We start from the raw sequence: 25,431 nt of genomic DNA on the forward strand, positions 1-25,431 counted from the left end.
CTGCCCCCACCACCGTCATCCCCGCGAAGGCGGGGATCCAGGTTGGTTTCCGCGAGAATGAACGGGCGGCCGGAGGTGTGGACGTCATGTCGGCCATCGACCGCGGACCCGGGTATGCGGCGTTCTTTGTGGGGGGGGCGGACCTGGATCCCCGCCTTCGCGGGGATGACGGTAGAGAGGGTGTGCGGAGGTGGGCGGAGGGGGGACCGGACAGGGGCGGCGTGTGCGATCGGGCGGTCATGGCAGGTGCCGGCCCCGCGGTTTTCCCCCGCTTCCACCACCATCGGGCGGTCATGTCAGGGGCGCGGGCCCCGCGGTTTTCCCCCGCTTCCACCGCCATCGGGCGGTCATGTCAGGCGCAGGCCTCGCGGTTTTCGCCCCGACCCCACCACCGTCGGCCGGTCATGTCAGGCGCCACCCTCGCCCAGGTCCACCCTGCCCCCACCACCGTCATCCCCGCGAAGGCGGGGATCCAGGTTGGTTTCCGCGAGAATGAACGGGCGGTCGGAGGTGTGGACGGTCATGTCGGCCATCGATGGCGGACCCGGGTGGGCGGCGTTCTTTGTGGGGGAACGGACCTGGATCCCCGCCTTCGCGGGGATCCACCTTCCTTTGCCACGGCTGGGGCTTGCGGGGGACGGGCGGTGCATGGGGTGGGTCGACGGTTCTTGACTCGCAGGTGTTCGTATACAATAATGGCATTATTGCATTCACAAACGCATATCATGCGTACCAAAACGAGGATCTTGAGCGGTGAAGCTGGGTCTTGAAGGCAAGAAGGTTCTGATCACCGGCGCATCGAAGGGTATCGGCCTGGCCGCCGCCTGGAGCTTTGCCCGCGAGGGTGCCGATCTGCACCTGGCCGCCCGCTCGGAAGAGGCCCTGGTCGCGGCGAAGGCCGCGATCGAGGCGGAATGCGGTGTGGCGGTGACGATCCATGCCATGGATCTGTCGAACGATGCGCAGATGGTGGCGCTGGCCGATGCCGCGGGCGATGTCGACATTCTGGTCAACAATGCCGGCAACATCCCCTCGGGCCCGATCGATGCGGTGGACGATGCCTCGTGGCGCCGGGGGTTCGACCTGAAGGTCTTCGGCTATATCTCGCTGACCCGGGCGGTATATGCCCGCATGCAGGCGCGGGGTATGGGCGTGATCGTCAACGATATCGGCAATTCGGGCGAGAACTGGGACGCCAATTACATCGCCGGCTCCACCGGCAATGCGGCGCTGATGGCCTTCACCCGCGCACTCGGCGGGGTGAGCATGGATTACGGCGTGCGGGTGCTGGGCGTGAACCCGGGGCCGGTGGAAACCGACCGCATGGTGCGGCTGATGAAGCGGCGCGCGGTCGACATGTTCGGCGACGAAACCCGCTGGCGCGAGCTGTTCGACCGCTATCCCGGCGGCCGCCCGGCCACGGCCGAAGAGGTGGCCGATCTGATGGTGTTCCTGTCCTCGCCGCGCGCCGGCTATGTCAGCGGCACGATCGTGACCATCGATGGCGGCATCGCCTCGCGCGGGTCGATCATCAAGGATGGCGGCCGGAAGTCGGTCGCGGCCCCCGCCTTTCAGGCCCCCGCCTTTCAGGAGCCCGCTTTTCAGGAGATCGATGCGTGAGCCTGCTCGATACCAAGAACGCCTATTTCGACCGGCTGTTTTCCGACCCCGACCTGAAATGGCTGGGCCAGAACACCAATCACGTGCCCCAGCATCCGGCGGTTGCCGCCGCCATGCATGCCGCCGTGGATGCCGAGAATTTCCACGCCTATGCGCCGCCCGCCGGCATGGAGGCGCTGCGGGCGGCCATCGTCGCCGATCTGCGCCTGCCCGGCGCCCAGGCGCTGGTGACCGATGGTGCGGTGGCGGCGCTGGCGCTGATCTGCCGGGCCTTCGCCAGGCCGGGCACGACCTTCGTCACCACCGATCCGGGCTGGAAATGGCCCCTGCAATTCGCCGCCCAGAACGGCGCCGAGGTGATCGAAATCCCGATCTACGGCCCCGAATGGACGTTCCGCCTCAGCCCCGAACGGCTGGCGGAGGTGGTGGATGAGCGGACCGCGATCATCTATCTGGTCGACCCGAACAACCCGCTGGGCATCACCTATACCGCCGAGGAAATCGGCGCCTTCGCCGCGATCGCGCGTGAGGTGGGTGCGATCCTGATCCATGACAGCACCTATCGCGACTTCGCCGAAGGCCACACGCCCGCCAGCATGATCTACCCCGAAGGGGCGGTGACGGTGGTCAGCTTCTCCAAATGGCTGGGGCTGGCGGGCATGCGCGTGGGGGCGCTGGTCGCCTACCCCGCGCTGATGGACAGGATCGCGCCGTTTTCGACCGCGCCGCTCGGCGCCAGCGTGATCGCCCAGGCGGCGGCGCTGGCCGGGCTTGGGGTCAAGGACGAATGGATGGCCGGGGTGCAGCAGATCCAGCGCCACAACCAGGCCCTGATCAAACAGGCGGTCGACGCTCTGCCGGGCTTCGCCATGCCGGTCTACCCCTCGCACGGCAATTTCGTGGTGGTGGAGTGCATCGAGGCCGGGGTGCGGCCCGAGGCGCTGGTGGCCGAGTTCCAGACCGCGGGCATCATGATCCGCCAGGGCACCTATCACACGCCCCGCTTCGGCGACCGCTTCATCAAGGTGTCGACCACCGTGCCGACCGCCTGGGTCGACGCCTTCTGCGCCCTGCTGCCCGAGATGGCGGAACGGGCGAAGACCCGGACCGAGATTCCGCCGCTGTTCTGACCGGAAGGGCCAGACCGATGCCTTATGCCACAGCCGCCGATGGCACCCGCCTTTATTATGAAGAGGCGGGGACCGGCACCCCGATCCTGTTCATCCATGAATTCGGCGGCGATTATCGCGCCTGGGAACCGCAGATGCAGTTCTTCGCGCGCCGCCATCGCTGCATCACCTATTCCGCCCGCGGCTATGCGCCTTCGGATATTCCGGCGGATGTGGCGGCCTATTCGCAGGAGATTGCCGTCACCGATGCGCTGGCCGTGCTCGACCATCTGGGCATTGACCGCGCGCATATCGTCGGCCTGTCGATGGGCGGGTTCGCGACCCTGCATTTCGGCCTGATGGCCCCCGAACGCGCCCTGTCGCTGACCATCGCCGGGGCCGGCTATGGCGCGGAGAAGCAGTTCGAGGACTATTTCCGCGGCGTGTCGCTGGAAGTGGCCGAGCGCTTCCGGACGCTGGGGGCCAAAGAATTCGCAAAGACCTATGCGCTGGGCGCCAGCCGGGTGCAGTTCCAGAACAAGGATCCGCGCGGCTGGCAGGCATTCGCCGACCGCCTGGCCGAGCATTCCGACACCGGCGCCGCCAACACCATGAGCGGCGTTCAGGCGCGCCGGCCCTCGATCTACGATCTGGAAGACCGGATCCGCGCCTGCACCGTGCCGGCGCTGATCGTGGTCGGCGACGAAGACGACCACTGCCTGCAGCCGGGCATTTTCATGAAGAAGACCCTGCCGGCCGCCGGGCTGGCGGTGCTGCCCAAGACCGGCCACACCCTGAACCTGGAAGAGCCGGCGCTGTTCAACCAGCTGCTGGCCGAGTTCATCGCCATGGTCGAGGCCGGGCGCTGGACGGTCCGCGATCCGCGCGCCGAGCCGGCGCAGATCATGAAGACCTCGTAAGCCCATGTCCGGTGATGGCGGCGGATTGACGGAGACGGGCGGATTGATGGGGGCGGGCGGGGCGGCACCGGCGGAAAGCTGGCGCCGCCGCACCGACTGGCGCAAGGAAACGGGAGAGGGATACATGCCGAGCGGTCGCGAGATCACGCCCGAGGCAGAACGCATCGTGGGGTATGTAAACCGCGACCGGTTGTGGCAACGGCATATGGAGCTGGCCCGGTTCGGGGCCCGCAGCGATGGCGGGGTGAACCGCCAGGCGCTGTCGGCCGAAGAGATCGCGGCCCGCGCCCATCTGATCGGCATCGCCCGCGCCCGCGGCTTCGGTGTTGCAACCGATCCGGCCGGTAATCTTTTCTTTCGGTTGCAGGGCCGGGAGCCGCATCTGCCGCCGGTGCTGTCGGGCTCGCATATGGACAGCCAGCCGACCGGCGGCCGTTTCGACGGCATCTATGGCGTGCTGGCTGCCGTCGAGGTGCTGGAAGCGATCCGCGACGCGGGACATGTGCCCCGGCGCAGCATCGAGGCCGTGGCCTGGATGAACGAGGAAGGCTCGCGCTTCGCGCCGGGCATGATGGGGTCTGAAGCCTTCGCGGGCGTGCGGCCGCTGGACGAGATTCTGGGCGTGCGCGATGCCGATGGTGTCACCGTCGCAGCAGCGCTGGCCACCGTCAACGCCGCCTTTCCCGATGTGCCGCTGCGCGAGCTGGGCCAGCCGATCGAGGCCTATGTCGAGGCGCATATCGAACAGGGCCCGGTGCTGGAGGCCGAGGGCAGGGTGGTCGGCGCCGTGACCGGCATTCAGGGCAAGCAGACCTTTCGCGTGACGGTGACGGGGGAAGAGGCCCATGCCGGCACGAAGCCGATGGCCGAGCGGCGGGATGCGCTGATCGCGGCCAGTGCCATGGTGCAGCGGCTTCATGCCATCGCGCGCAGCACGGCCGAGGATCTGATGCTGACCTTCGGCCGCTTCACCGTTTCGCCCAACGCACCCTCGGTGGTGCCGGCCAAGGTGGTGTTCTCGATCGATCTGCGCCATTTCGACACCGGGCTGATGCAGGGCTTCGGCGCGGCGATTCCCGATCTTTGTGCCGAACTGGCCGGCGGCTGCACGGTGGTGGTTGAACCGCTGGTCGACGCGCCCTCGCTGGTGTTCCCCGAAGCGCTGCGCGAGCGGATCTGCGACATCGCCGCGGTGCTGGGCCATCCGGCCATGGACCTGCCCTCGGCGGCAGGGCACGACGCGCGGCACCTGCACGCGATCGCACCCGCGGCGATGATCTTCATCCCCTGCCACCAGGGCATCAGCCACCACCCGACCGAGCGGGCGGAACCCGGGCACCTTCACGCCGGCGCCCGGGTTCTGGCGGCCTTGCTGGTGGAGCTGGCGGGGTAGCCGGCGCGCCGGTCCAGTGCGCCGCTCCAGAGCGTCAGGGCCAGGGCGACGAGGGTGATCAGCGCCCCGACCCAGGGGGTGGCGGCAAGGCCCAGGCCCGAGGCGACCACCCGACCGCCGACCCAGGCGCCCGCCGCGATGCCCAGATTGAAGGCGGCGATGTTCAGCGCCGAGGCGACCTCCACCCCCGCCGGCCGATGGATGCGGGCCAGCTGCACCACGTAGAGCTGCAGCCCCGGCACATTGGCGAATTGCAGGAACCCCAGCGCCGCCAGCGTGATCAACGCCGGTATCGCAGACAGCAGCGTGAAGCTGAAGGCGAACAGAACCACCGCCTGGGCGGCGAACAGCCAGGCCAGCGCCTTGACCGGGTTGCGGTCGGCCAGCCGGCCGCCGGCGATGTTGCCGATGGCGATCGCCACGCCATAGAGCACCAGCACCAGGCTGACCGCGGCCTCGGCCAGGCCGGTCAGCTGCTCCAGAACCGGCGCCAGGAAGGTGAAGGTGACGAAGGTGCCGCCATAGCCGGCCGCCGTCATCGCAAAGACCAGCAGCAGCCGGCCGGAACCCAGCACGCGCGCCTGATCGGCCAGCCGGGCGGGTTCACCGCGCGGCAGATCGCGCGGCAGCAGGGCGGCGATGCCGATCAGCGCCACCGCACCGATCAACGCCACGGCCTGGAAGGTCGCGCGCCAGCCGAAATGCTGCCCGATCCAGGTGCCGAGCGGCACGCCGGTGACGATCGCCACCGTCAGCCCGGCAAACATCATCGCAATCGCCGAGGCCCGCCGGTTTTCCGGCACCAGATCGGCGGCGATGGTGGCGCCGACCGAAAAGAACACGCCATGGGCAAAAGCCGAGAGCACGCGCGCAACCAGCAGCACCTCATATCCCGGCGCCAGCGCGGCCAGCCCATTGCCGGCGATGAACAGTGCCATCAACCCCAACATCAGGGGCTTGCGCGCCGCCCGGCCGGTGAGCGCGGTCAGAACCGGCGCGCCGAAGGTGACGCCCAGGGCATAAACACTGACGATCAACCCGGCGGTCGGCAGGCTGATCCCCAGATCCTGCGCCACCGTCGACAACAACCCAACGATGACGAATTCAGTGGTCCCGATCGCATAAGCTGCAATCGTTAGCGCAAACAAGGCGGGAGGCATAGCGAACTCCGGAGCGGAAGGACATCTCGGCCGGTAGGATGATCCTGTCTCACCAGATCGATAATCCGCCATCCAGGATGATCAGTTTGTCATCAAATGCCAGACTGACTCGTCCCAAACCGGCCCTTTACGCGAACCCCAAGCTCCCGTAAAATTCCCGGGAGGTTCGCGCAGAAGCTTTCCCTTTATTTTCCATACAGATAAGAATTTTCCATGACGCTGCACACATGCATTGGCATGGTGGCCCTGGAGGTTCGCGCAAATCGGCTTTTTTCCAGTGCCGAATCAGGGTAGTAAATGGGGGTGGGTCGCACCCCTTGCGGGTGCGTGGATTGAAACGGTTATTGAGGCGCTGGTATCCTACCTGGAACAGCGTCGCACCCCTTGCGGGTGCGTGGATTGAAACAGGATCTGCGCGATCTCCAGACACGCATTAAGGCGTCGCACCCCTTGCGGGTGCGTGGATTGAAACATCTTGGCCGGATCCGCCGCGTGGTCGCTGAGGGGTCGCACCCCTTGCGGGTGCGTGGATTGAAACCTGGCCGACGACCCGGGCGACGACTGGCCGATTTGTCGCACCCCTTGCGGGTGCGTGGATTGAAACACCATCAGCGACAAACGATTCCGGGCAAACTTTCGTCGCACCCCTTGCGGGTGCGTGGATTGAAACACGGTACCGGCCGCCTGCTTGGTAGCCACGACGCGTCGCACCCCTTGCGGGTGCGTGGATTGAAACCTGTCGGCGCACAATACCTACACCGCGCAGACCGTCGCACCCCTTGCGGGTGCGTGGATTGAAACATCTGTCGACGCATACCCTTCGTACGCCGGCAGGTCGCACCCCTTGCGGGTGCGTGGATTGAAACGGCCCCATCACCATCCCCCGATACCGGTCGGTCCGTCGCATCCCTGTCAGGGCGGTAATCTCCCTGGCCGGCGCCGGGCATGTCATACCCGGCGCCGACGGAGCCTGCCTTACCCCACCACCCGCCGGGTCATGAAATCCGCGATCAGCCCGGCGATGTCCTCCGCATGGGTTTCCAGCGCGAAATGGCCGGTGTCGAGCATATGAATTTCGACATCCGGAACGTCTGCGCGGAAGGCTTCGGCGCCGGCGGGGATGAAGAAGGGGTCGTGGCGGCCCCAGGTCAGCAGCACCGGGGGCCGGGCGTGGCGCAGCCAGGCCTGGAAGTCCAGATAGCGCCGGATGTTGCTGGCATAGTCGCCGAACAGGTCCAGCTGGATCTCGTCATTGCCCGGGCGCTGCACCAGGGCGTAATCCAGCCACCAGGCCTCGGGGGCCAGCCGGCTCTGGTCGGCGACGCCGTGGGTGTACTGCCGGCGGATCCCGTCGAGGCTGAGCATGGGGCGCAGGGCCGCACGGTTTTCCGCGGTCGGTTCCTGCCAGTAGCGGCGGGTGGCCGCCCAGTCCTCCCCCAGCCCCGCCTCATAGGCATTGCCGTTCTGCGAGATCAGCGCCGTGACCCGTTCAGGCTGTGCCAGGGCCAGGCGGAAGCCGACCGGCGCGCCGTAATCGAACACGTAAAGCGCGAAACGTGCGAGCCCCAGCGCCTCGGTGAAGGCAGTCATCACCCGGGCCAGGCCGTCGAAACCGTAGTCGAAGGCGCCGCGGTCGGGGGCGGTGGTGAAGCCGAAACCGGGCAGGTCCGGGGCGACCAGATGGAAGCGGTCGGCGAGCAGCGGGATCAGATCGCGAAACATGTGCGACGACGTCGGGAAGCCGTGCAGCAGCAGCAGGGTCGGGTTCCCCGGGTCGCCGGCCTCGCGGTAGAACACCGTCACCGGGCCGAGATCGATGCTGCGATGGGTGATGGCATGCGTGCTGGCGGTCATGTACGGGGCCTTCCGGGTTATGGAGCAGGCATTCCACCTGCGATGCCCTGGTTCTATGCCGTTGCAGCTTTCGGCGGAATGCCCGAAGATCGGCAGGCACTCTTTCAGAAAACGGAAGACTGATGGACCGGATCGACGCGATGAAGATTTTCATCGCCGCCCTCGATGAAGGCAGCCTGGCCGGGGCGGGCCGGCGGCTGGGTCGTTCTCCCGCCGCCGTCAGCCGGGCGATCGCCTTTCTGGAGGCCCATATCGGCGCCCAGCTGCTCCACCGCACCACCCGCAGCCTGCGGTTGAGTGAGGTGGGCGAAGGCTATGCAGCCGCCTGCCGCCGCGTGCTGGCCGATCTGGAAGAGGCCGATCTGGCCGCCGCGGGTGAAAGCGCGGCTCCGCGCGGCCTGCTGACCCTCACCGCCCCGGTGCCGAGCGGGGAGGCGGCTCTTCGCCCGGTGCTCGATGCCTTTCTGGATGAATACCCGGCGGTGTCGGCGCGGCTGCATCTGCTCGACCGGCCGGTCAGCCTGATCGACGAGGGCATCGACGTGGCGCTGCGCATCGCGCATCTGCCCGATTCCACCCTGATTGCGCTCAGGCTCGGCGAGGTCCGGCGGGTGGTGGTGGCCGCACCCGCCTATCTGGCGACCCGTGGTGTGCCCGAACTGCCGGCCGATCTGGCCGGCCACCGCATCATTGCCCTCGCCCGATCCGGCGAGGAGGCCTGGAGCTTCCCCGCCGGGCCGGGCGCCGCCACCTCCCGCGCCATCGGCATCACGCCGCGGCTGACGGTCAACAGCGTCCGCGCGGCGGTGGCCTCGGCCGTGGCGGGCCACGGTATCGCGCGCGTCTTCTCCTACCACGTCGCCGACGAGATCCGCGCCGGCCGCCTCACCCTCCTGCTGCCCGACTTTACCCCGCCACCGCTCCCCGTCCACCTGCTCACCCCGGACGGCCGCCTGCCGGTCCCCAAGGTCCGCGCCTTCATCGATTTCGCCGTCCCGCGCCTGAAAACCTGGTTCGCCGACCGCCTCACCGACACCACACCGCCTGCCGCGAACCTCAAGCTCCCGTAAAAACCCCGGGAGGTTCGCGGCCGGACTCCGCCTTATTTTTCAAGCACCTGCATTTTTCAGCGACACGACACCCATACCCACGCATGATCTCACCGGAGGTTCGCGCGACCTGCCTTTTTTACGGACCGGATTCAGGGTATTAAGAGAGGGTGGGTCGCACCCTTGCGGGTGCGTGGATTGAAACCTCCGCGCGGTCGGCGGCACGCGCCGATCGGCGCGTCGCACCCTTGCGGGTGCGTGGATTGAAACTCCGATAATCCGAAAAATCAGATAAGAGAAAAATAGTCGCACCCTTGCGGGTGCGTGGATTGAAACTGGCGCCAGGCCGCCAGGCCTGCGCCGTCGGTTGTCGCACCCTTGCGGGTGCGTGGATTGAAACAATAGCACGGTTAAGTTTAACTAGCGCACTATCGTCGCACCCTTGCGGGTGCGTGGATTGAAACCTCGCGCTGGCTCCGCGCCGCATAGAGCGCGAAGTCGCACCCTTGCGGGTGCGTGGATTGAAACCGCGAGCAGCTCCGCCACGTAAGTGGCGCCGCTGGTCGCACCCTTGCGGGTGCGTGGATTGAAACGTGGTCGGCGCGGGCGACGACACCACGCGCGCGTGTCGCACCCTTGCGGGTGCGTGGATTGAAACCGCCCGCGCCTCAGAGGCGATCTTGGCATAGGTAGTCGCACCCTTGCGGGTGCGTGGATTGAAACGGGGCCTTGAGCATTTCGAGAAGGTCTGCGGGCTGTCGCACCCTTGCGGGTGCGTGGATTGAAACGCCCTCGTGATCGACGAATGCGACCAGGTCTCGGGTCGCACCCTTGCGGGTGCGTGGATTGAAACGGTCGTGGACAGCTCCCCCTCCTTGATGTCGTCAAGTCGCACCCTTGCGGGTGCGTGGATTGAAACTCGCATATAGGTCTCTGGGTCACGTCCCGCCGATCTGGGTCACGTCCCGCCGAGTGGTGTAACAGCGTTTGCCTGGGGATGATGGCGTCCCCGAAATCGGGGTGGTGATCGTCGATCTTCGGTAGGGTTTGGTTGCGACCCCCAACCGAACCAAGGATCAAGACGATGACCGATGAAATGATCAGCCTTCGTGGCCTGCTGGATAAAGAGCGCTGATGCCGATCTGCTGCGCGAGATGATCGGTTTTGCCACCGAGCGGCTGATGGAGTTGGAGGTGGCGACGTTGACCGGCGCCGGGCATGGCGAGCGCAAGCCTGATCCCCGCCACACCACCCGGCCTGCCCGTCACCCCAGCTCTGCCCACCACTCCACCCCTCATCGCCGCCGCCGGCGATCCGGCCCAACTGCGCTTCCTCGAATTCTTCGTCGCCCGGATCCGCAACCCGCACACCCGGCGTGCCTATGGCCGGGCGGCCGAAGACTTCCTCACCTGGTGCAGCGGCGTCGGGCTGACCGCGATCGGTCAGGTTCAGCCGCTGCATGTCGCGGCCTGGGTCGAGCTTCAGGGGCGGCACTTCGCCGCGCCGACCGTCAAGCAGCGCCTGGCCGGGCTGAAGCATCTGTTCGACTGGCTGGTGACCGGCCAGATCCTGCCCGCCAACCCGGCTGCGGCGGTGCGCGGCCCGGTGCATCGGGTCAAACGGGGCAAGACCCCGGTTCTGGAGGCGGCCGAGGCGCGGCGGATCCTGGAGGCGATCGACGTCTCAACCCCGATCGGGCTGCGCGACCGCGCCCTGATCGGGCTGATGGTCTACAGCTTCGCCCGGATCGGTGCGGCCCTGGCCATGCGGGTGGAGGACGTCTATGTCCAGAACCGGCGCCTCTGGGTGCGGCTGCACGAGAAGGGGGGCAAGCGTCACGACATGCCCCGTCACCACAATCTCGATGCCTGGCTGCACGACTATATGGAGGGCTGTGCTCTGGCGGGGGGCGCTTTGGCAGGTGACCGGCGGCGTGCCCTGTTCCGGACCATCGCCCGCGGCACCGGCCGGCTGAGCCACCGGGCGATGCAGCAGGCCGATGCCTATGCGATGATCCGGCGCCGGGCCGCGGCGGCCGGGATCGAGACGCCGATCGGCAATCACAGCTTCCGGGCCACGGGGATCACCGCCTATCTCAAGAACGGTGGCACGCTGGAAAAGGCGGCGACCATGGCCAACCATGCCTCTACCCGCACTACCCGGCTTTATGACCGGCGGCCGGATGAGGTGACGCTGGATGAGGTGGAGCGGATCTTCGTCTGATACGGCCTGAAGCCAGGGTCGATCAGGACATTGCGCTGCAGCAGCGGGTACAGGCCGGCATCAGCCCGCCGGCCGCGACCAGGTTCCGGCGCAGCCCGTCGAGTGCCGGTGCGCGCCAGAGCCGGTCGAGGCTGGTCTCGCGGATATTGCCGAGATCCATGCGGAAACAGCGGCCATGTGCCGGGATCGCAGCGCCATCGGCGTCGATCATCAGGATGCGGAAAACATCGCGACAGCGCCGGCCGACCGGCCGTGCCGGGTTGCGATAATAGGTGGCAAGTCCGACCGGATCCACGATGCGTGGCTGGAGATGCAGGGTGAATGGCAGGTCGAGCCTGGCCAGACGGGTGAGGTCGCGGGAGAGGTGGTCGAGGTCGATCTTCGCAGGATCGGCGGCGAAGACGTTGGAGGCGGTGGCCGTCAACGGAGCACGATGACGGGCGTTATGGCGAACTGCCGTGGCCTCGTCGATGAAGTTGTTATGGGTGATCACCAGGCTGGCGATCCGGGCGCTGGCGCGATGCCGATGGGCGAGGCCTTCCGCGAAATCCGTCAGATGCCCGACATTCCACTCAGTGATGGTGCAAACCACCCCGACCGGTGGCGCCCCGGGGACGGCCGTCACTGCGGCGATCCCTTCCATGGCCCGGTCATGACTGCCTGCACGGCCCCGAATCCGGTCATGAACGTCGCGGGGGCCGTCGATGGAGACATGCAGGATCGAGATCCCTGATTCGGGCAAGCATGTCAGCCTGCCTGGGCAGCAACAGCCCGTTGGTGGTGACCGTGGTGGTCACGCCGTGGCCGCGGGCAAGATCGAGCGCTGCCCCCAGATGCGGCCAGGCCAGCGGCTCGGTATAGGCGAAACCCAGACGCGCGTCTGGCGCATGCGCCGCCATCTGGTTCAGGATCAGGGCAAAAAGGTCGGGAGGCATCGACCGGCTGGCGGCACCGGTGAGATTGCCGCCGAAATTGGTCTGGCCGTCGCCCGTGCGGACATCGCACATCCGGCAGCGAAGATTGCAGAAATTGTTGACGCCGAGGATGATCCATTCCGGGGCGAAGCGCAGATGCCCAGGCCGGAACCGCTCATTGGCGGTACGCAGGAGCGCGCGAATGGTCATGTGGCCCCCTCCCGCGCCACCACCCTGAACAGAAACGTCCATTCCAGCCAGCGCCGGCGGGCATGGACGAGGTCGAGGCCGAGACCGTGCCCGCCGGCGATGGCCGCGATATGCTCCAGGGCACAATCCTCCGACAGCATCATCAGCACCTCGGTCCGATGAAGATCGAGGGCGGCGAGCTGCGGGAAAAGCCGGCGGAAATAGTCGAAATCCCGCCCGCAGAACCAGGCGCGTTCAGCCGCCGTGGCAGGATCGGCGGGGTAATAGGGCGGGGTGATGGTGATCAGGTCCAGACCTGACCCGTCGATGCCCTTCAGTTGATCGGCCACCACCACGCTGATCTGCAGGCGATTGAGAGCGGCATTCTCGATGACATTTGCCGCTGCCCGCGGATTTATGTCGGAAGCTGTGACAATCGCCCCGGCCTGGGCAAGGGCGAGGGCAACGATGCCTGTCCCGCTCCCGAGATCAAAAGCCTGCACCCCCCGAAGGGCATCTCCACGGGCCGACAGATGATCGAGCAGGACGGTGGTGCTGATCGTCGGCCCGGGTGGAAAGATGCCGGGCTGGATGACGATGTCGAGTCCGCGCCAGCGCCAGCGCTGGACGACGGCGTAGCGGCGGTGAAAACGCCGCTGCAGGACGGGTGAGAGCCGGCGGCGCACGGGGCCGCGCAGGAACCGGACAAGCCGGCCATGGCGCGGCAGATCCCACAGATCGTTTCGGGCAGTCATCACAAGGCCCTCCTTCCGCCCTGCCAGGCGATGGCGAGTTGCAACAGATGCCCGGTGGCGAGTGCCGTCTGGACACCGGCCGGGCCGTAAGACGGGGCGAGCAGCAGCCCACCGGTGAAGGTAAGGCCGCCAGCGGCAAAGCCGGACGCGGCGACTTGAAGTTCCCGGCCCTGGCGTTGGGCCAGCAGCAACAGAGGGCCGTAAAGGAAGGTCAGCGTTCCGCCCGCCGCGGCGGCCAGCACGAGTGCCGTGGCCGGCGTAAAGCCGAACAGGGCTGGAACCAGAACCGGCAGGACCATGGCGGCTGTCGCCATAAGGGCGATCCCGGCCATGAAATTGCGGCCGGTGAAGCGCAGCACCGCCGGGCGTGGCAGGCGCAGCAGATCCGGCGTTGCCGTCATCAGCCAGACGGCCCCCAGCGTCTGGAGATGAATGACGAAAGTCGTGACGATCTGATAGTGGCCCAGTGTTTCCGGCGGGAGGGTCAGGCCGACGGCATAGGAATCCGCCCGGCTGGCAAGGAGCCCTGAAAACCCGAGCAGGAAGAATCCCCGCCCCGCCCGAAGGTCCGAGAGCATGGGGCGCCAGCCATCGCCGGGGGCTGTGAACAGGTGGCGAAAGATCACGGTCCGCCCCAGGGCACGCAGTATCTCAGCCCCCGCCAGCACGCCCACCAGCGGTGCCGTCGTGCTGTCGGCTGTCCCTGAGCGGATCACGGTGACCAGCCCTGCCGCCGACAGCCCTGCGGCAAGGAGATCGACGGCCAGCACCTGCCCATAGCGGCCATCCTGCACCATCGGCGCATCGAAGCTGCGGCACCACACCATGGCGACACACCAGAGCATCGGCAAAAGCCGGCCGGCAGGCCCCGCGGCCGGATCGGGGGCCGCCAGAGCTACGGCCGCCAGTGCCGGCGGCAATAGAAAGGTCAGCCGGCTCAACGTATTGCGTCGCCAGATCAGCCGGGCATTCATGGGGCTGGCGGCTGTTTCGCGCAGCACGAAATCTCGCGCCCCCCACCCGACCAGATGGGCAGCGAGGCCGATCACCAGCATCTCGTGCACCACGCTCCCCCAGCCGGCACCACCAATCCCCCGGGTGACGATGATCGAACTTGCAACCCCCAGAACCGGTGTCAGCAGTTGCAGCCCGCCTGCGCCTGCCAGACGGCGGAGCCGGTGTCGGAAACGCAGAGGCTGCCGCTCAGACATCATAGAGCCGGAGATGGTCATCGAGCGTTCGTTCCAAGGGGCATGGCAGAGAGGGGGCGGATGGTGGCTCTTCCAGAATCCTGCAGGCAGCCGCGATCAGCTCCGTCTCATCTGTGCCGGTGACGAAGCCCGGATCCGACAGATCGGCGGCGATCCCGACCGGGCGGGACAATACCGTGGCGCCGCGGGCCCGCGCTTCGACCATCGCCATGCAAAAGCTTTCGAAATCGGCCGTGTGGAGCAGGATGCGGGCCCGGGTCATGGCATCGAGCGCCAGCGGCCGCGGCAAAGCACCCGGCAGGTCCAGCCGGTCGCTGATGCCGGCCGCCGCGGCCGCGGCCCGAACCTCCGCCAGCAGTGGGCCATCGCCGATCATGCGGGCTTTCAGCCCCGGCCGATGGCGGGCGACCCCGGCCACCACCCGGACGAAGGCAAGCGGATCCTTGACCGCAGTCAGGCTGCCGACGGACAGAAGATCGACATCCCGCACTGCGGCTGTGGCCGGTGCCACCCAGGGGGTGACGCCCCAGGGAATGACCAGATCGGCATCCGGCCCGCCGGTCTCGCGGAGCCGGGCCCGCTGCCAGGGGCTGACTGCAACCGAGACCATCCCGGGGCGGCCGAGCAGGCGGCGATAGCGATCGCGGTGCCGCACCTCCTGGCCCATCAGGGTCACCACCTGGCGAGCACCGGTCAGTCGACCGTAAAGCCGGGCTAGTGCTGCGCATTCGCCAAGCCAGAAAGCATGAACCACGTCGATCGGCCCGTGGCGACCCGCAGCCCGATGCATGGCGGCAAGTGTGCGCAGCCCCCCGGCCAGGCTGGCTGGCAGACGGGCCGTACCGCCGCCGGCAGGGTGGACCCACATGTCGTGCCAGAGATAGGGGCGGCGATGGCCGGGATAGCGCTGGGCGAAGATGCTGATCCGAAGCCCCGGCCGTCGGCGCCGCAGCCCCAGAATGAAATCTTGCAGCACGGGGATGCAGGTCGTGTCGTCTTCACCATCGGCAAAACCGGGGGTCAGGATGGCAAGATGGTTCAGGCTCATCCGCCGTCCCCCGCGGTATCCGGCCGTGGGGGGCCGACCCGGACCAGCCGCCAGCCACGGCCGGCGTCGGCAACAGGTTCCAGCACGTGCGTCCGCTCGGCCCGCTGCCAGTTGAGCATCGGATTGCGGCCGGCCCATTGCGTGGCCATGGCATCGGGGGCAAACAGGATCAGGGCACCGGGCTCAAAATCTTCAATCCGCCGGGACCAGAGATTGATCATGTGCTGCGGGATGCTGCGATTGCCGAGGGCGGGATCGACGTCGAAAGTGTAGAGCAGCCCCGGCCCCAGGGGGCGCAGCAGGCCCGCGAGATGGCGTTCGAACCGATTGCGGTCGATCAGTGGCGTGAGCCCGCGGCCGGACTGGGCCATCTGCACCGCCAGCATGAGAACGGGAACCGTCAGAACAAGAGGTCGAAGGCGGCGATGTATCCATCCTGCGGCCCTTAACCAGGCCGGATAGAGCAGGGAAGCGGCAAGCGGATGCAGCGGCAGCTGAAAGCGCGGATTCTGAAAGGGGATGCCGGCCAGGAACAATGCATAGAGCCCCCCCGCAGCCGACAGCAACAACGCCTGACGGCCACACAGGTCACGCAGGCGCAGGAAGGGCAGCACCAGCAGCAGCGGCAGATGCGATGGCCGCGCCAGCGCCGTGACCACATAGACCAGGGTCGGCAGCGGATAGTGCTGAATGCCGTCGGCGGTGGAGACGTCGCGTGTGAACCAGTTCGACACCGACCACAGGGTCAGGGAATAGTGCTGAAACAGGTCGCCGGCCTCCGCCTGCTTCACGGCTGTGTGCAGGGCCACGCCTGCTGCCAGGATCGTCACCGCACCGCCAAGCCCCGCCCAGGCCCGATGGCGGATCGCCACGGCTGCGACCTGCAGCCCGGGCAGCAGCAGAAGCACCGCCATGCCGTAGCGCGTGCCGACGGCGGCAACTGCTGTGGCCGCGAATCCGATCAGTGCCGATGTCGATGGACGGCGGGTGAAACCGGCCTGAAAGACGATCGCCCAGCAGCCGAAGGCCATGGCGGTCATGTCCGACATCACCAGAACCCCGGCCTGAAGCAGGGCGGGGCTGGCTGCGATGGCGAGGAACAGCCACAGGCCCCGCAATGCGGGCCGGTCATCCGGCAGCTCCGATGGGCTGCGGAGCCCGTCGATGATCCGCGAGATGGCGGGCACTGTGGCCGCCAGGGACAGGGCTGCGATCAGCTGCAGCGCCAGGATCACGTCACCGGTGATCCAGCCACCAAGCGCCCCCAGCAGCGTGAACCCTACCGGCCAGGCGTGCCATCCCGGCGAAATACCCTGTGTCATCCAACCCTGAAGGGCAGTGGCGAAGCGGGCATATTCATGAGCGTCCTGGCCATAGAGGCCGTCGAACCCCCAGATCCAGCGCATTGCAGCCAGGACCGCCAGTGGCAGCAGCATCGCCGGCAGAAGATGACGGAAACCGACGCCGCCTTCAGCCATGTTCAGCCGTTCCCTCAGGCGACACCCGACCGGGTGGGCTGAACCTGCGATGCCACCACATCCCCGTCCGGGCGAGTCCGGCGGCGAGATGGTGGCGCAAGGCCCGTGGATGCCAGATGGCCCCTGCCTGATCGACGGCGGCTGCATGGTTCAGGTAGCGCAGGGCCTGGGTGTAATAGCGATCGCCATAGCTGCGCGGAAACCGGTTGTCGCGGTCGCTGCCGTCATCGAAGGCAGGGCCTGTCACATGGTCCGCCACCGCGTCGTGAAACTCGGTGCCCCGGATCGGATAGGCGAGGGTGACCGTGAACCTGTCGGGCCTGGCCGCCCGGAGATAGCGCCGCGTGGCAAGGATGTCGGCTTCGGTTTCGCCGGGATAGCCCAGCATCAGGAAGGTGCCGGTCTCGATGCCGGCGGCGGCCGCTGCCCGGATCATCGCGGTTACCTGTTCCACGGTGACCCGCCGGTCCATGGCATCCAGGATGCGCTGGGATCCGCTCTCAGCACCGATCCAGACCCGTTTGCAGCCGGTGCGGGCAAGCAAAGCCACCACCTCGTCGGTCATCCGGTCGGCGCGCGTGATGCACTCATAGCGGATGGAAAGTCCTGCTGTATCCAGGGCGGTCGCGAAATCCGTCAGCCAGCGATGATTGACCGTGAACACGTCGTCGACGAACCAGTACATGTCGGGCGCATAGCGTGCCGACAGTTCTGCCAGTTCCGCCACCACAAGCTCCGCCGAACGACGGCGATAGCTCTTGCCGTAAACCGCCCGGCTGCACCAGTTGCAGGTATAGGGGCAACCGCGCTGGGTGCTGACATTGAGCGAGGTCTCGCCATGGGCCCGACGCCAGGCGTTGAAATAGGGGGCAAGATCGATGCGATGGCGGGCCGGACGCGGCAGATCGTCGAGCCGCGGCAGATGGGCCCGGGCCGGCGTGGTTGCCGGCCGGCCATCGGCACCACGATGCACGAGCCCTGCGATCCCCGCCAGAACCGCGGGATCACGGCAGGCGGCCGGATCCAGTTCCGCCAGGGCCGCCATGGTCTCCTCGCCCTCGCCAACCACCAGGATGTCGATGCCGTGATCCAGGTAATCGCCGGCATTGTAACGGGCATCCGGGCCGCCCAGCACCACGGTCAGCCCGGCATGCTTCGGATCGGCGCGCAGCCGCCGGACGAGGCCGAGAATGGTGCGCCGGGTCATCAGCGTCACATAGAAGGCGATCATCCGCGGGCGGAGTCGCGTCAGTTCTGCAACGACGTCGTCGACGGTGCGGAAGGTGGTATCAATCACGTCATGATCGAGGCCCCGGCGGTCGAGCCAGGCCGAGATGGACAGCAGACCGAGCGGTGGATAGGGCCGCATGATCCGCTGTTCCACCGGATCATCGGCCAGGAAATATCCATGGGTCAGGACCAGGGGGCCGCCGGCATGTGCAGGAGGCAGGTTCATGCGACCCTCCGGAGATCGATCAGCAGATGATCGGCGCAGCCTGCAAGCCAGCCGCATCGAGCAAGCCGGCGATCCACCGCCTCAAGCCTGGCAATCAGGCCCGGCCGGCGTGCGAAGACCGGTTCCAGCGCCGAGGGCGGCACGGCCAGCCCGATCGGACGGATGGTGTCGCAGGCAAAATTTCCCGCGAAGGCCTGCCTGAGTGCCGCGGCGCCATGATACCAGATGCTGAGCGGCTGATCGCCGATCCGGGCCGGGACCGGTCCGCGGCTCAGCCGACGGAAGGCGGCCCGGGGCCGCAGACGGACGAGATTCCATCCCGCTTCCCACAGGCAGAGATGCGGCATCACCACCAGGATCACCCGGCCTCCCGGGCGGACCAGCCCGGCCAGCCGGCGCGCCAGGGTAGCCATTACCTCGGGGCCGATACAGTTCAGCCCGCCGAAATCCGAGAAGACCAGATCGAAACCCTCGGCCTCGTTCACCGCATCGAGCGGCTCGCCTGCAGCCAGGGCCTCGACGGCCAGCTGCTGCGTCCGCACAGCGCCCGTGCGCACGGTCCCGGCCAGTTTTGCGTCGGCCAGTTTTGCCTTGATTCGGGCCAGCATGGCGCCGGACAGGTCCGTCGCCAGCACCTGATGGCCAAGGCCGGCCATGTGGATGGCATCCTCACCCGTGCCGCAGGTCAGCTCCAGCACCTGCAATGGCCGTCCGGGTTCCGCCAGCCGGCGGTCCAGATGGTCCCGGACCAGACGGCGTTGGGCGGCGCCCGTCAGGCTTTGGGTGAAGTCCCGGTCATAATCCGCTGCGGCCGGATCGAAGGCGGCAGCCGTCATGTTCCGCCCTCCTCGGCCGGATGTGGCGCCGATGGCGCATCGGTCCGCGGCCGTTCCAGCCGCCTCAGCCGGATCCCGTCGATCACCATCCGCGGCAGATTGCGGGCAAGCCCGCCCAGTCCGCGCAGCCGGCCGCCCCGTCGGGGCTCCGCCAGGCGGCCCTGCAGCACTGCCCGTGCGCGGGCGGTACCGTAGCGGTGATGCAGGTAGCGATGCAGCTGCCGATAATATTCCGGGGAATAGGTCCCGGGAAACATCAGGTCGAGATCGTCGCTGTCGGTCCAGTTGGTCTTGGGGCCGAGGGCCGCACGCACGCGGTCATGGAATACCGTCCCCGGCAGGGGGTAGGACACCGAGATTCCGATCTGATCGGGCAGAAGTTCTTCGACCATGGCGATGGTCCGGCCGATATCCTCTCGGGTTTCACCCAGATAGCCGAATTGCAGAAACAGGGCACTGCGGATGCCGCGGGCGCGCAGCGCTGGCACCACCCGGTCGATCTGCCCGCGGGTGATCCCCTTGTCCATGGCATCGAGAATGGTCTGCGACCCGCTCTCGGCACCGATCCAGGCGGTTTCAAGCCCCGAGGAAGCCAGTGCATCAAGGGTGGTGCCGTCACGCAGCAGCAGATCGGCGCGCGATTGGATCGTGTAGCGGAACCGCAGGCCCTGCGCCTTGATCAGTTCGTCAAAGCGCTGCACCCAGCCGGGCTTCAGCCCGAAAATGTCGTCGGTGATCCAGAAATGGTCGACACCGGCCGACCGGATCAGCCGGGCGATCTCGTCGACCACCCGTTCAGGCGAGCGGGAATTGTACCGGTTGCCATAGATCGGCTTGGCGCACCAGTTGCACGAATAGGGGCAGCCGCGTGTGGTTGCGAGGTTGAGCGAGAACCGCCCGTGGCGGCCCATCCAGATCTCGCGGTAAGGGGCCAGATCGACCAGATCCCAGGCCGGGTCGGGCAGTTCGTCCAGGTCGCGGGTTACCCTGCGCGGCGGCTCGATCACGGGTTCGCTGTTTCCGGTCCGGGGACGGTGGGTGACGCCTGCGATACCATCGAGCGGGCGCTCTGCCCGCCACGCCTCCAGCACCTCGCGCAGCGTGGCTTCGCTTTCGCCGCGGATCACCGCATCGGCGCCGGCATCCAGATAGAGGGCGGCATTGTCGGTGGCATCGGAACTCGCCACGGCCACCCGGGCGCCGAAGGCGCGGGCCAGGCCTGCCATGCGCAAGGCTGCCTCGCGCATCCGGGTGAGGCACATCTTGGTCAGATAGTTGAAGCCATCTTCGTGGATCACGACCACGGCCGGCCGGTCGACCTCCAGCCGGGTGAGCAGATCGTATTCGCTCAGGGCAAGGCCGGCATCGAAGAGCGATACGGCGAAGCCGGCCTCACGTGCAACCGCGGCGGCATAGAGCGTGCCGAGCGGCGGATAGGGTTGGCCGGTCTGCCACTGCTTGGGGTCGAAGCGATAGAAATAGGCGGAGGCGAACAACACGTGATCAGGGTCGGTCCGGCGGTCGATCGGGGCGCCGATCCGTGCTTCCACCGCATCCAGCCCGGCCTGATGGAGCTGCAGCGTCCGGTATTTCCACTCGGTCGTGTGGCCTTTGAACACATGGCGATCGAGGACGAGACTGCCATTGGCTTCGATCGCCCTCGCATCAGGGATGCGGCGACGCAGGTGCAATCGGGTCAGCGCCAGCAGGGCCCTGTCTGCCAGGTTGCCCGCCGGTCCGGCAAAAAGGGCTTCACCCAGGCGGCGCAACGGCGATCGCGGCGGGCCGTCGACCGCAGGCAGCAGCGTCATGTTCGGGCGATGATCGGCAGCCCAGCCGTTGGCCTGCTGCATCTCAGCCAGAATGTGATGGCCGCCCACCGGGACAAGTGTCGCCAGCTCGGTTGCCGTGAACAGATCCTGGCGTGCAAAGACCAGCGCCGATCGGTCCACCACGTAATTGGTGCACAGCCATTCCCGACTGGGCAGGCACCGGGCATAGACCATCATCAGGCTGCGTGCGATCCATAGCCGCCCGGTGCGGGTGACCACAAAGAAGTCGTAATCTCCGTCTTCCGCCAGAACCCCTTTCGACAGCGATCCTGAGATCGCCACGGCGTCGATGAAGGGGAAGCGCATCAACCGTCGCCCGATGGCCTGTGCCCGTGGCAGATGATCTGCTGCCCGGCTATTGGCTGCCATGCGGCGCGCAGGAAGGTCGGTGCCGGCGTTCAGCCCGGCGATCCAATACCGGTCCAGGCCGGGGCGGGTTTCGACGATGCCACGGCCGACCAGGGCCGTGAGGGCCGCGACCGTCGCCTCGAAGGAAATCCCGGCGCTGTCCAGCGCATCCCAGACCTCGCCCGCTGCCAGCGGGTGCCCGAAGACCTGGTGATAGGCCAGTGTCCGGAGCACGGCAGATTCGGTCGCTGTCGGGGCGATCGTCCGGACATCACCGGTGATGATGCCGTCCCTCATGCCTCCACCTCTCTGTCCGGATGATGCGATCTGCCCCTCGATCCGGCGCCGTCGAGCAGCTGCATCAGGGCCTTGAGGACGCGGGCGGGTGCGATCTCGCGCATGCAGACAGGGTCCGTGCAGGGGGTGTTGCGGTGGTTGGCGGCCGACACGCACGGACTGCAGGCAAGGCCGGCGGTGAGTGAGATGCCTGGTCCGAGTGGTGCATAGAGCACGGGAGTTTCAGGGCCGTAGAGCACCACCGTCGGCAGCCCGGCGACGGCCGCGAAATGAGCCGGGCCGGAATCATTGGTGACCATGGCGCAGGCCAGACGATAGAGCGTTGGCAGCCCGGTGATCTCTATTCGCCCTGAAAGGTCGATCACCCGCGGATCCTCGATCATCCGGCAGAGCCGGCCGGCAATGGCGGCATCCGCGGCGGCACCGGTGATCAGAACGGCCAGCTCCGGCCGCAGCTCCAGCACCTGCCGGATCAGCCGGTCGAAATGGTCGAGTGGCCAGCGGCGCTGGGGCAGCAGGTCCGACGCATGGGGATTGATCAGCAGCAGAGGCGCCCCGGCCGGCAGGCTGGCGGGCAACAGCCCGTCGATATGGCTGCGAAGTGTCGCCATGGCTGCCGGATCTTCCGCACGAGGGACCAGCCGGACCTCATCATCGGCGATCATCCGTTTGGTCATCGGCTGCTCTCCGGCCGGCCGGCTCAGCGCATCAACCAGGGCGACGAAGCTTTTGGCGACATGTAGATGCGGGTTATAAGCCACGCGATGGGTCAGGAAGTTGCCGCGATAGAGGCCTTCGCCGGTGAACCGGTGGAAACCTACCCGGTGTCGTGCCCCCGACAGGCCCGTGAGCAGGGCGGTAAAGCGCGAGAACAACTCCAGATCGATCACCGTGTCGATGCTGTTGCGTCGTGCCCAGACCAGGAAACGCAGGGTGTCGCCCGCCAGCTCAATCAGATTGCCTGTACGGATGGTGAACACCCGTTCCGGCGGGATCGTGCCGGTCAGATCCAGGCTTGCAGCGTTGCTGGCGAAAATCACGAACCATGCTTCGGCGTCATGGCGCGCTTGCGCCAGACGGATCGCCGGGTCGGCGAGCACGGTGCTGCCCATTTCCGAGAGTTCGATGAACAGGATCCGCCGTGGCTGCGCCCCGTGCCGGCCTCGCGCCGCCAGATCCAGCAGCGGGCGCAACAGGCTGACGATCGCGCAGAGCGGCGCGCCCAGATAACGATCAAGCCGGCGCATGGTGGTGAGGGGGATTGTCCGCCGGATATCAGTTGGCCTCGGCACGGAACCCCTCCACCTCGGGCCGCGTATAGCGGCGCAGCCGCTGCAGCAGCTTCAGTTCCAGCGGCAAGCGGTAGAGGCCGGCACGATAGCGTGGCGCTGCGGCCATCTGCATCATCCGCCGTCCCCAGTTGCCGATGGTGAAATCGGTACGGGTCGGATAACGGGCATTCAGCACCGTCTCGAAATCATGGATGTGCCGGATCATCTCCGGTGTCAGCCAGGGCGTGAGCGGATTGCGGTGCAGGTCGAAATTCTCCCAGGCCGGGCTCAGCCAGTCTTCCAGCGTCTCTGGAAAGGTGAAACCTGCCGCCAGAATCCTGTCATGCAGGTCGCTGCCTTCGGTCGGCACCGGGCTGTAGATATAGAGGATGACCTCGGTCTCGGGGCTCTGCTCTTTCAGCTGTCGGATGAAGGCGATATCACGATGGATCTGTGCCCATACCTCTGCCTCCGTCGGGCGGGGGAAGCCCAGTACGAAAGAATATTCCGGGATGATGCCAAACGACAGCAGACGTTGTGCAAACTGCAGGATCTGGGCGCCGGACTGGCGGCCGCCCTTGTCCATGCTGGCGAGCATCTCGTCATCACCGCTCTCGGCCCCGAAGAAGATCATCCGGCAGCCGGCATCCCGCATCAGGGCCAGGGTTGCATCGGCATACTGGTCGATGGTGTCGATACGCCCTTCGCCCCACCAGGTGATGCCCTGTCCCACCATCCGGCGGGCGAAGGCTGCGACCCGTTTCTCGGCGACGAAGAAATTGTTGTCGGTGAACTCCACGGCATCGATGCCATGGGCATCGCGCATCGCCAGAACCTCGTCGGCGACGAGATCTGCCGAACGTGCCTTCCAGCGGCCCTGGTAGATCGGCACAACTGCGCAGAAGGAACAGGTAAACGGGCAGCCCATGCTGGTGTGCATGGCATGGGTGCGCCGGCCCAGGAAGGTGCGGGGCAGGTAGCCGGCGATGGGATAGCGCTCTGCCAGACGGCGCAGGGGCAGGGGGGCACGGGTATCCTGGTCGGGGATCGGCGCCTTGGGCGTGCGAACCATGCTGCCGTCCCGCTCGAAGATCAGCCCGGGAACCTCGTCGATTGGTGTTCCCCGGGTCAGCGCCTGCAGCAGGGCGGGCATCGCCACCTCTCCCGGGCCGTCGATCACGTAATCCACCCAGGGGGAACGGATCACGACGGCTGGCTGATTGGACGGAAAATATCCGCCCCACACCGTGGCAACATCCGGAAACGTCTCCCGCACCTTGCGGGTGATCGGTACGGCCTGCTGCAATTGCGGGCCGGGCATAACAGTGCAGCCGAAGATCTGGAATCGGCCGGTCGCCAGGAATTCGTGAATGACAGACCACGGGTCGGTTTCCCGGTTGCCGTCCACAAACACGACATCTGCGATGTTCTCGATGGCTGCAGCGAGATGCAGAAGGCTGTTTGGTACACGAAAGCTGTTCGCAGCCTTCGGATTAAAAAGAAGAACAGATAAATTTTCCGAACATTCCATGTTAAAGTCTATCTCTAGATTTTATTTATCAGCAATAGATCAAGGCAAACGTACTTCATTAATATATTATATCATGATTATTTTGGGAATATCAAGGATATAGTGTAATCATATACTGTGAGTGTATCGATCTACTTATAAGATAGAGGAACCCAGGTTCCCCGCGGCGCAAGGGGCAAGCGCCGCTTCCCCTCCTTCGTTCGCCACCTGGTCGGTGTCGGTCGATGAAATCGACCGACACATCAAGACGGAGGAGACCATGAAGCAGGATCTTCACGCCGAGGTGACCGCCCGGATCGTGGCGCAGCTTGAGACGGGTGTGCGGCCCTGGATGCGTCCTATCGTGGGATCAACACCCCCATTCTGTGGGAGCCGAGCCTCATGCGCGGCTATCATGCGCCGACCTGGATCACCTTCCGGCGGGCCGGATTCTTAATGGATATGGGGCGGAAGGCGGCACGGTTCGTCGAGGGGGGGGAGAGCGGGACCACGGTCGTCTACAGCTCTGCCCTCACCCGTACCGATGTCGATCCGGAGACGGGCGAGGACGCAGAGACCCGGCCGGCGCTTCGCCGATCAGGCTTACGCCCGTGAAGAGCCGGTTGCCGAGCCTGGCGCGGCCTTCCTGTGCGCGGATCCGGGCGTTGCACTCACGCCGCGCGAGGACCATGCCGCCTATCTCGCCCGCTGGCTCGATGTGCTCAGGGCAGACAAGCCTGCGATCTTCCAGGCCGCGCGTTTTGCGGCACGGGCGATCGACTATCTCCATGCGCAGCAGGCGACGGCATCGGGGGCGGGGCAGGCTGTTGCGCAGCCATATGATGGGCGGAAGGATAGTGACGGGCATGGGAGCGCGACCTGTCTTAAAATCTCCGTCCGAAGGGCCGGTGTCGATCGGATGAATTCTGGTAGACTGAGGCCGTCAAGGTTCTGATCG

21 protein-coding genes, 1 pseudogene and 2 CRISPR repeat arrays are annotated in these 25,431 nt (G+C 66.6%); of the genes and pseudogenes, 9 read left to right on the plus strand and 13 right to left on the minus strand.

The features are described from left to right. Positions 1–753: 753 nt before the first annotated feature. Genes P7L68_RS00850 through P7L68_RS00865 form a run of 4 tightly spaced genes read left to right on the plus strand, consistent with a single transcriptional unit; the run spans position 754 to position 5,042 of the window. Complete coding sequence (locus P7L68_RS00850) at positions 754–1,620, plus strand: SDR family oxidoreductase (RefSeq protein WP_371999105.1); 867 nt, start codon at positions 754–756, stop codon at positions 1,618–1,620. Then, positions 1,617–2,750 carry a pyridoxal phosphate-dependent aminotransferase gene (locus P7L68_RS00855; protein ID WP_371999106.1) on the plus strand — a complete coding sequence of 378 codons (1,134 nt, stop codon included), beginning with the start codon at positions 1,617–1,619 and terminating at the stop codon, positions 2,748–2,750. The genes P7L68_RS00850 and P7L68_RS00855 overlap by 4 nt, the downstream gene beginning before the upstream one ends. Before the next feature lie 17 nt (positions 2,751–2,767). Further along, positions 2,768–3,649: an alpha/beta fold hydrolase gene (locus P7L68_RS00860; RefSeq protein WP_371999107.1), complete on the plus strand. Its 882-nt coding sequence runs from the start codon at positions 2,768–2,770 to the stop codon at positions 3,647–3,649. Between the two features lie 4 nt (positions 3,650–3,653). After that, positions 3,654–5,042, plus strand: coding sequence for a M20 family metallo-hydrolase (locus tag P7L68_RS00865; protein WP_371999108.1), 1,389 nt, complete (start codon positions 3,654–3,656; stop codon positions 5,040–5,042). Here the strand turns inward: P7L68_RS00865 and P7L68_RS00870 are convergent. Together P7L68_RS00870 and P7L68_RS00875 are read right to left on the minus strand one after the other, a co-directional pair. Continuing rightward, positions 4,991–6,202, minus strand: a complete 1,212-nt coding sequence (locus P7L68_RS00870) for an MFS transporter (RefSeq protein WP_371999109.1) — start codon at positions 6,200–6,202, stop codon at positions 4,991–4,993. The genes P7L68_RS00865 and P7L68_RS00870 overlap by 52 nt on opposite strands. A 307-nt stretch (positions 6,203–6,509) precedes the next feature. Further along, positions 6,510–7,068: a CRISPR direct-repeat array (repeat unit 32 nt; unit sequence GTCGCACCCCTTGCGGGTGCGTGGATTGAAAC). Between the two features lie 109 nt (positions 7,069–7,177). Beyond that, entirely contained in the window at positions 7,178–8,056 is an 879-nt protein-coding gene (locus tag P7L68_RS00875) for an alpha/beta fold hydrolase (RefSeq protein ID WP_371999110.1), read from the minus strand. A 122-nt stretch (positions 8,057–8,178) separates the two neighbouring features. On the opposite strand from P7L68_RS00875, the gene P7L68_RS00880 reads away from it, so the two are divergent. From P7L68_RS00880 to P7L68_RS00890, 3 genes and pseudogenes are all read left to right on the plus strand, one after another. Further along, on the plus strand, positions 8,179–9,126 hold the full coding sequence (locus P7L68_RS00880; RefSeq protein ID WP_371999111.1) for a LysR family transcriptional regulator: 948 nt from the start codon (positions 8,179–8,181) through the stop codon (positions 9,124–9,126). A 153-nt stretch (positions 9,127–9,279) separates the two neighbouring features. After that, a CRISPR array of direct repeats spans positions 9,280–10,024; the repeat unit is 31 nt; unit sequence GTCGCACCCTTGCGGGTGCGTGGATTGAAAC. 165 nt (positions 10,025–10,189) lie between these two features. Beyond that, positions 10,190–10,343: pseudogene (locus P7L68_RS00885) on the plus strand (IS256 family transposase); the annotation flags it as partial. Beyond that, on the plus strand, positions 10,324–11,328 hold the full coding sequence (locus P7L68_RS00890; RefSeq protein WP_371999112.1) for a tyrosine-type recombinase/integrase: 1,005 nt from the start codon (positions 10,324–10,326) through the stop codon (positions 11,326–11,328). The pseudogene P7L68_RS00885 and the gene P7L68_RS00890, both read left to right, overlap by 20 nt. A gap of 22 nt (positions 11,329–11,350) precedes the next feature. On the opposite strand, the gene P7L68_RS00895 is transcribed toward P7L68_RS00890, so the two are convergent. Genes P7L68_RS00895 through P7L68_RS00945 form a run of 11 tightly spaced genes read right to left on the minus strand, consistent with a single transcriptional unit; the run spans position 11,351 to position 24,494 of the window. Further along, positions 11,351–11,971, minus strand: a complete 621-nt coding sequence (locus tag P7L68_RS00895) for an SPASM domain-containing protein (RefSeq protein WP_371999113.1) — start codon at positions 11,969–11,971, stop codon at positions 11,351–11,353. Between the two features lie 37 nt (positions 11,972–12,008). After that, on the minus strand, positions 12,009–12,452 hold the full coding sequence (locus tag P7L68_RS00900; protein WP_371999114.1) for a radical SAM protein: 444 nt from the start codon (positions 12,450–12,452) through the stop codon (positions 12,009–12,011). Further along, positions 12,449–13,186: a methyltransferase gene (locus P7L68_RS00905; protein ID WP_371999115.1), complete on the minus strand. Its 738-nt coding sequence runs from the start codon at positions 13,184–13,186 to the stop codon at positions 12,449–12,451. The genes P7L68_RS00900 and P7L68_RS00905 overlap by 4 nt, the downstream gene beginning before the upstream one ends. Then, positions 13,186–14,418: a lipopolysaccharide biosynthesis protein gene (locus P7L68_RS00910; protein WP_371999116.1), complete on the minus strand. Its 1,233-nt coding sequence runs from the start codon at positions 14,416–14,418 to the stop codon at positions 13,186–13,188. The genes P7L68_RS00905 and P7L68_RS00910 overlap by 1 nt, the downstream gene beginning before the upstream one ends. Beyond that, complete coding sequence (locus tag P7L68_RS00915) at positions 14,390–15,445, minus strand: glycosyltransferase family 4 protein (RefSeq protein ID WP_371999117.1); 1,056 nt, start codon at positions 15,443–15,445, stop codon at positions 14,390–14,392. The genes P7L68_RS00910 and P7L68_RS00915 overlap by 29 nt, the downstream gene beginning before the upstream one ends. Then, positions 15,442–16,923: a hypothetical protein gene (locus P7L68_RS00920; RefSeq protein ID WP_371999118.1), complete on the minus strand. Its 1,482-nt coding sequence runs from the start codon at positions 16,921–16,923 to the stop codon at positions 15,442–15,444. Before P7L68_RS00920 ends, P7L68_RS00915 begins: the two co-directional genes overlap by 4 nt. Next, positions 16,916–18,379: a radical SAM protein gene (locus tag P7L68_RS00925; RefSeq protein WP_371999119.1), complete on the minus strand. Its 1,464-nt coding sequence runs from the start codon at positions 18,377–18,379 to the stop codon at positions 16,916–16,918. The genes P7L68_RS00920 and P7L68_RS00925 overlap by 8 nt, the downstream gene beginning before the upstream one ends. Then, on the minus strand, positions 18,376–19,215 hold the full coding sequence (locus tag P7L68_RS00930; protein WP_371999120.1) for a cyclopropane-fatty-acyl-phospholipid synthase family protein: 840 nt from the start codon (positions 19,213–19,215) through the stop codon (positions 18,376–18,378). Before P7L68_RS00930 ends, P7L68_RS00925 begins: the two co-directional genes overlap by 4 nt. Beyond that, the gene (locus P7L68_RS00935) at positions 19,212–21,692 is read right to left on the minus strand and encodes a radical SAM protein (RefSeq protein ID WP_371999121.1); all 2,481 of its coding nucleotides are present in this window, start codon (positions 21,690–21,692) and stop codon (positions 19,212–19,214) included. The genes P7L68_RS00930 and P7L68_RS00935 overlap by 4 nt, the downstream gene beginning before the upstream one ends. Further along, positions 21,689–22,984 (minus strand): glycosyltransferase family 9 protein, encoded by a 1,296-nt coding sequence (locus P7L68_RS00940; protein WP_371999122.1) that lies wholly within the window; start codon positions 22,982–22,984, stop codon positions 21,689–21,691. Before P7L68_RS00940 ends, P7L68_RS00935 begins: the two co-directional genes overlap by 4 nt. Beyond that, complete coding sequence (locus P7L68_RS00945; RefSeq protein ID WP_371999123.1) at positions 22,968–24,494, minus strand: radical SAM protein; 1,527 nt, start codon at positions 24,492–24,494, stop codon at positions 22,968–22,970. Before P7L68_RS00945 ends, P7L68_RS00940 begins: the two co-directional genes overlap by 17 nt. A 381-nt stretch (positions 24,495–24,875) precedes the next feature. On the opposite strand from P7L68_RS00945, the gene P7L68_RS00950 reads away from it, so the two are divergent. Both P7L68_RS00950 and P7L68_RS00955 read left to right on the plus strand, forming a co-directional pair. Next, complete coding sequence (locus tag P7L68_RS00950; protein ID WP_371999124.1) at positions 24,876–25,088, plus strand: ArdC-like ssDNA-binding domain-containing protein; 213 nt, start codon at positions 24,876–24,878, stop codon at positions 25,086–25,088. Continuing rightward, positions 25,018–25,428, plus strand: a complete 411-nt coding sequence (locus tag P7L68_RS00955) for a zincin-like metallopeptidase domain-containing protein (RefSeq protein ID WP_371999125.1) — start codon at positions 25,018–25,020, stop codon at positions 25,426–25,428. Before P7L68_RS00950 ends, P7L68_RS00955 begins: the two co-directional genes overlap by 71 nt. Positions 25,429–25,431: the final 3 nt, after the last annotated feature.

It is taken from the genome of Tistrella mobilis, from assembly GCF_041468085.1.
GTDB lineage: Bacteria > Pseudomonadota > Alphaproteobacteria > Tistrellales > Tistrellaceae > Tistrella > Tistrella mobilis_A.

Excerpts from the sequence above, each read along its gene's own strand:
- P7L68_RS00860 (WP_371999107.1), top strand. The coding sequence starts at position 2,768 with ATGCCTTATGCCACAGCCGCCGATGGCACCCGCCTTTATTATGAAGAG.
- P7L68_RS00865 (WP_371999108.1), top strand. The coding sequence starts at position 3,654 with ATGTCCGGTGATGGCGGCGGATTGACGGAGACGGGCGGATTGATGGGG.
- P7L68_RS00870 (WP_371999109.1), bottom strand. The coding sequence starts at position 6,202 with ATGCCTCCCGCCTTGTTTGCGCTAACGATTGCAGCTTATGCGATCGGG.
- P7L68_RS00875 (WP_371999110.1), bottom strand. The coding sequence starts at position 8,056 with ATGACCGCCAGCACGCATGCCATCACCCATCGCAGCATCGATCTCGGC.
- P7L68_RS00880 (WP_371999111.1), top strand. The coding sequence starts at position 8,179 with ATGGACCGGATCGACGCGATGAAGATTTTCATCGCCGCCCTCGATGAA.
- P7L68_RS00890 (WP_371999112.1), top strand. The coding sequence starts at position 10,324 with ATGGCGAGCGCAAGCCTGATCCCCGCCACACCACCCGGCCTGCCCGTC.
- P7L68_RS00895 (WP_371999113.1), bottom strand. The coding sequence starts at position 11,971 with ATGGAAGGGATCGCCGCAGTGACGGCCGTCCCCGGGGCGCCACCGGTC.
- P7L68_RS00900 (WP_371999114.1), bottom strand. The coding sequence starts at position 12,452 with ATGACCATTCGCGCGCTCCTGCGTACCGCCAATGAGCGGTTCCGGCCT.
- P7L68_RS00905 (WP_371999115.1), bottom strand. The coding sequence starts at position 13,186 with ATGACTGCCCGAAACGATCTGTGGGATCTGCCGCGCCATGGCCGGCTT.
- P7L68_RS00910 (WP_371999116.1), bottom strand. The coding sequence starts at position 14,418 with ATGACCATCTCCGGCTCTATGATGTCTGAGCGGCAGCCTCTGCGTTTC.
- P7L68_RS00915 (WP_371999117.1), bottom strand. The coding sequence starts at position 15,445 with ATGAGCCTGAACCATCTTGCCATCCTGACCCCCGGTTTTGCCGATGGT.
- P7L68_RS00920 (WP_371999118.1), bottom strand. The coding sequence starts at position 16,923 with ATGGCTGAAGGCGGCGTCGGTTTCCGTCATCTTCTGCCGGCGATGCTG.
- P7L68_RS00925 (WP_371999119.1), bottom strand. The coding sequence starts at position 18,379 with ATGAACCTGCCTCCTGCACATGCCGGCGGCCCCCTGGTCCTGACCCAT.
- P7L68_RS00930 (WP_371999120.1), bottom strand. The coding sequence starts at position 19,215 with ATGACGGCTGCCGCCTTCGATCCGGCCGCAGCGGATTATGACCGGGAC.
- P7L68_RS00935 (WP_371999121.1), bottom strand. The coding sequence starts at position 21,692 with ATGAGGGACGGCATCATCACCGGTGATGTCCGGACGATCGCCCCGACA.
- P7L68_RS00945 (WP_371999123.1), bottom strand. The coding sequence starts at position 24,494 with ATGGAATGTTCGGAAAATTTATCTGTTCTTCTTTTTAATCCGAAGGCT.
- P7L68_RS00950 (WP_371999124.1), top strand. The coding sequence starts at position 24,876 with ATGCGCGGCTATCATGCGCCGACCTGGATCACCTTCCGGCGGGCCGGA.
- P7L68_RS00955 (WP_371999125.1), top strand. The coding sequence starts at position 25,018 with ATGTCGATCCGGAGACGGGCGAGGACGCAGAGACCCGGCCGGCGCTTC.